Below are 4,173 nucleotides of genomic sequence, written 5' to 3'. Positions count from 1 at the left end.
TGGCCTCGGCGCTGCCGCCCGCGATGCGCCCGGACCAGATCGTCCTGGTCGACCGGCTGCCCCGCCTGCCCAACGGCAAGGTCGCCCGGCTGGAGCTGCCACCACCACCGCCCCGGCCTACCGGGCCTGCTGCGGAACCCGGCGACGGCGCCCTCACCGACCGGCTGCGCGAGGCGTGGCGGGCCACGCTCGGCGTCGACGCGGTGCACGACGACGACACGTTCGTCGCGCTCGGCGGGCACTCGCTGACCGCGCTGCGGATTGCGCTGCGGGTACGGGAGATGGCCGGGCTGGAGGTGTCCCCGGCGAGCTGCCTGCGCGCCGGGTCGTTCGCCGACTGGGTCGACCGGGTCACGGAGGCGGGACGCGATGTCAGCCCGGTCCGCTGACACGCGGCACGTCGTCGTGGTGGGCGCCGGCCGGCTGGCTCGCTCGCTGTGCCACGCCCTGGCCGCGACGCCCACCCCGGCGCCGCTGCGCGTGACGGTCCTGGCCCGCGACCCGGACGCGGCGCTCGCGCTCGCCCGCGCCGCGCGGGTGCGCGCCACAGTCGCCGGAACCCCCGTCGCCGTCACCGCCCGGCCGTTCACCGCCGAACCCGGCGCCGACCCGGGGGAGGGGTACGCCGCCGACGCCGCCTCGATGGCCCGGCTCCGGCCCGACGTGCTGGTCTGCGCCGCGTCCGCGCAGTCGCCGTACGAGCGGGCGGCGGCGCCGTCGGCCTGGACGGACCTGATCGCCGCGGCCGGTTTCGGCGTGACGCTGGCGTTGCAGGCCGAGCTGGTGTCCCGGCTGGCCGCCGCGCTGGCCGGCGGCGCGCCCGGCGCGACGCTCGTCAACGGCGCGTTCCCGGACGCGGTCAACCCGCTGCTCGCCGCACGGGACCTACCGGTGCGCTGCGGCATCGGCAACGTGGCGACGCTCGCCGCGTGCCTGGACGCCGCGCTCGGCCGTCCCGGCCAGCGCCGCCTGGCGGTGCTCGGCCACCACGCCCACCTCGCCGCGCCCGGCCCGGACGACGAGGACACCGCCGAGGTACGCGCCTGGCTGGACGGCCGGCCCGTCCCGGACGTCGCCGGGCTGCTCGCCGGCTACCGCGCGCTGCCCCGGCCGGAGCTGAACGCGCTCGCCGGGCACGCCGGTGCCGCCCTGGTGGCGGCGCTCGCCACCGGCGACGAGGTGACGGCGAGCCTGCCCGGGCCACTGGGACTGCCGGGCGGCTATCCGGTCCGGCTCACCGGCGGCCGGACCGAGCTGCGGCTGCCGGCCGAGCTGCCGGTGGCGCAGGCGGTCGCCTGGAACACCGCCGCCGGGCGCCGCGACGGCGTCGAGGTCGGCGGCGGCCACGTCCGCTACCCGGAGCGCGCCCGGGCGGCGCTGGCGGCGTACCGGCCGGACCTGGCCGGCGGCTGGCACGCGAGCGAGCTGCCCGAGATCGCCTGCCGGTTCACCGCCCTGCGTGACCATCTGCGAACGGTGCCGCCGGCGCCGGCCCGGAGTGTGTTGGAGGAAGCCCGATGACCGTGACCACCCCGGCCACCCGCAACATGATCACCGACTACTACGACGTCGTCGCGTCGGCCGTGCGCCGATGCGGCGCGGTCCCCGGCGACGCGCCCGGCACTCCCGGCTTCGCGCCCGGCTTCGACCTGCCCGAGCTGACCCCGCAGGTACGCGAGTTCTACGCCGCCGCCACGGTCAGTTGGTCCCCGCTGGGCCACTACGGCGGACACGACCTGACGATGCTCGACCTGACCGCCAACCCGGGCACCCGGACCACGAAGACGTTCGCCTCGATGGTGATCGTCGCCCGCGCGGTGGAACACATCCGGCGTACCGGCGAGCGGCTGTGCATCGTCACCCCGACCTCCGGCAACAAGGGCGTCGCGCTGCGCGACTCGGTGGCCCGCGCGTACGCGGCCGGGCTGGTGACCCCGGAGCAGCTGTCCATCGTGGTTCTGGCGCCGGCGGCGACCCGGCACAAGTTCCGCCACGACGCGCTCGCCGACGATCCCGCGACCCGTGCGGTGAACCCGCTGCTGCGGTACACCGGCGCGGACCCGGAGGGCGTGAAGGCGCTCGGCCGCGCGTTCGTCGACGAGTACGCGGCCACCGCGTACGACAAGCGCGGCGTCACCCTCTGGTACACGCTCGATCTGCGCAACTACCTGGTCGCCGACGCCGCCCGGGCCGCCTTCGAAGCCGACGTGTCGCCCACCGCCGGTTCCCGCTGGCACGCGCACGCCGTGTCCAGCGCGTTCGGCCTGCTCGGCTACAACCTGGGCCGCGACGTGCTGGAGGCGGCCGGCGACGCCGACCCGGCCGACCGGCCCGGTTTCCTGCTCGTGCAGCACCTCGGCACGCCGGACATGGTGCTCAGCCTGCGCCACGGCTCGTTCGAGCGGGACCACTGCCCGGCGTACACGCTCGACGAGAGCCGGGGCGTCTGGACGCAGGACGCCGACCTGCGCTTCCCGGCCGTCACCGACGACCCGGCCGAGGTGCTCGACCCGACGTTCTACACCCACCGCCCGGTGACCTCCCCGGCCATGAACGCGCTCATCGGACGGCACGGCGGCGACGGCATCGTGGTGTCGCGGCGCGAGTGCGTGCGGCGCTATCCGGTCGCCCGGCAGTGGCTCTCCGACGCCGGTCTGACGCTGCCCGAGGACCCGGCCCGGCTGCGGGAGTGGTCGATCCTGATGGCGCTGACCGGCGTCTGCAACGCCGTCGACCGGGGCCTGGTGCCGGCCGGGTACGAGATCGTGGTGCACGGCACCGGCAGCTACTGCGACGACTTCCGGATCGCCGAGGCCGACGCCGAGGTGTCCACGCTCGCCGACGTGGTCGCCGCCGTCCTGGACCAGCGGTGAGCCCGTCTCCGCAGCCGCTCGGCCTGCCGCCGCGGCTCGCCGCCGGGGCGCGCGCCGCGGGCGTCGACCCGGCCGCCGTCGTCCTCACCGCCACCGCCCTGGTGGTACGCCGGTACACCGGAGCCCCCGCGGTGACGCTGCGGCACGGCGACGACCCGGTGACGCTCGACCTGACCGCCGACGCGCCGATCCGGGAGTTGTGCCGGTCGCTGTGCCCGGCGCCGCCGGACCACCCGGTCGACGCCACCGTCGAGGTGAGCCCCGCCCTGGCCGGCGTCACCGTCTCCGGGCTGCCCGCCGCGTACGCCGACGACCTCCGCGCCGACCTGGCCGACGTCCTGTCCACGCTGGACCCGGACGCCTCGTCGGCGGGGCTGCTGCCGTCGGCCCGCTACGAGCGGCGTCCGGCGCCGGACCTGTGGCGGCTGCACGGTGGCGACGGCACCGAGGCCGGCCGGGTCCGCGGCGACACCATCCCGGCCGCGTTCGCCGCGGCGGTGCGGGCGTACCCGGACAGGCCGGCGGTGCTCGCCGACGACGCGACGGTGACCTACCGGGAACTCGGCGCGGCAGTCGCCGCGACCGCCGAAGCGCTGGCCGGGCCGGGTGACGTCACGGCGCCGGTGGCGGTGCTGTGCCGCCACGGCGTCGCCACGATCACCGGCATCCTGGCGGCGCTGGCGTCGGGGTCGCCGTACGTGCCGCTGGACCCGGCGTACCCGGCGGCCCGGCTGGCCGCGATGCTGCGCGACGCAGGCGTCCGGGCGATCGTCGCGGACCCCGGCCACGAAGAGCGCGCCGCCACGCTCGCTGCCGCCGCCGGGCTGGAGTTGCCGGTCGTGTCGTTGCGCCGGGGCGACCCCAGCGTGCCGGTGCCGGCCGGGCCCGCGCGCCCGGACGACCCGGCGTACGTGCTCTACACCTCCGGGTCCACCGGGAAGCCGAAGGGCGTGGTGCAGAGCCACCGCAACGTGCTGTTCGGCGTCCGCAACCACGTGCGCAACTTCGCCGTCCGGCCGGACGACCGCACGAGCGTGCTCACCTCGTTCGGCTACGACATGGCGGTCACCGACACGTTCGGCGCGCTGCTGTCCGGCGCCGCCGCCGTCCCGGTCGACGTCCGCACGCACGGCCTCGGCCACCTCACCGGTGCGCTCGCCGGCCGGGGCGTCACCGTCTACCACTCCACCCCGACCGTCTTCCGGTACGTGATGGCGAGCCTCGGCGAGCACGGGCGGCTGCCGTCGGTCCGCGCTGTCGTCCTCGGCGGCGAGGAGGTCACCCGGCACGACGTGACGCT

4 protein-coding genes are annotated in these 4,173 nt (G+C 76.9%); all 4 read left to right on the top strand.

All coding sequences use genetic code 11. The features are described from left to right. Positions 1 to 389: phosphopantetheine-binding protein (locus tag KBX39_RS24920; protein WP_247660559.1), on the top strand; the 389-nt coding region annotated here is incomplete at its 5' end. Next, positions 370 to 1,521 carry a potassium transporter TrkA gene (locus KBX39_RS24915; protein ID WP_210872783.1) on the top strand — a complete coding sequence of 384 codons (1,152 nt, stop codon included), beginning with the start codon at positions 370 to 372 and terminating at the stop codon, positions 1,519 to 1,521. The genes KBX39_RS24920 and KBX39_RS24915, both read left to right, overlap by 20 nt. After that, positions 1,518 to 2,873 (top strand): DUF6002 family protein, encoded by a 1,356-nt coding sequence (locus KBX39_RS24910; RefSeq protein ID WP_209961493.1) that lies wholly within the window; start codon positions 1,518 to 1,520, stop codon positions 2,871 to 2,873. The genes KBX39_RS24915 and KBX39_RS24910 overlap by 4 nt, the downstream gene beginning before the upstream one ends. After that, the coding region (locus tag KBX39_RS24905; RefSeq protein WP_210872782.1) for an AMP-binding protein at positions 2,870 to 4,173 on the top strand (1,304 nt) is incomplete at its 3' end. The genes KBX39_RS24910 and KBX39_RS24905, both read left to right, overlap by 4 nt.

It is taken from the genome of Micromonospora sp. D75 (assembly GCF_018070405.1).
GTDB classification, from domain to species: domain Bacteria; phylum Actinomycetota; class Actinomycetes; order Mycobacteriales; family Micromonosporaceae; genus Micromonospora; species Micromonospora chalcea.
This window is presented reverse-complemented; position numbering and strand designations above follow the sequence as displayed.

Excerpts from the sequence above, each read along its gene's own strand:
- KBX39_RS24915 (WP_210872783.1), top strand. The coding sequence starts at position 370 with ATGTCAGCCCGGTCCGCTGACACGCGGCACGTCGTCGTGGTGGGCGCC.
- KBX39_RS24910 (WP_209961493.1), top strand. The coding sequence starts at position 1,518 with ATGACCGTGACCACCCCGGCCACCCGCAACATGATCACCGACTACTAC.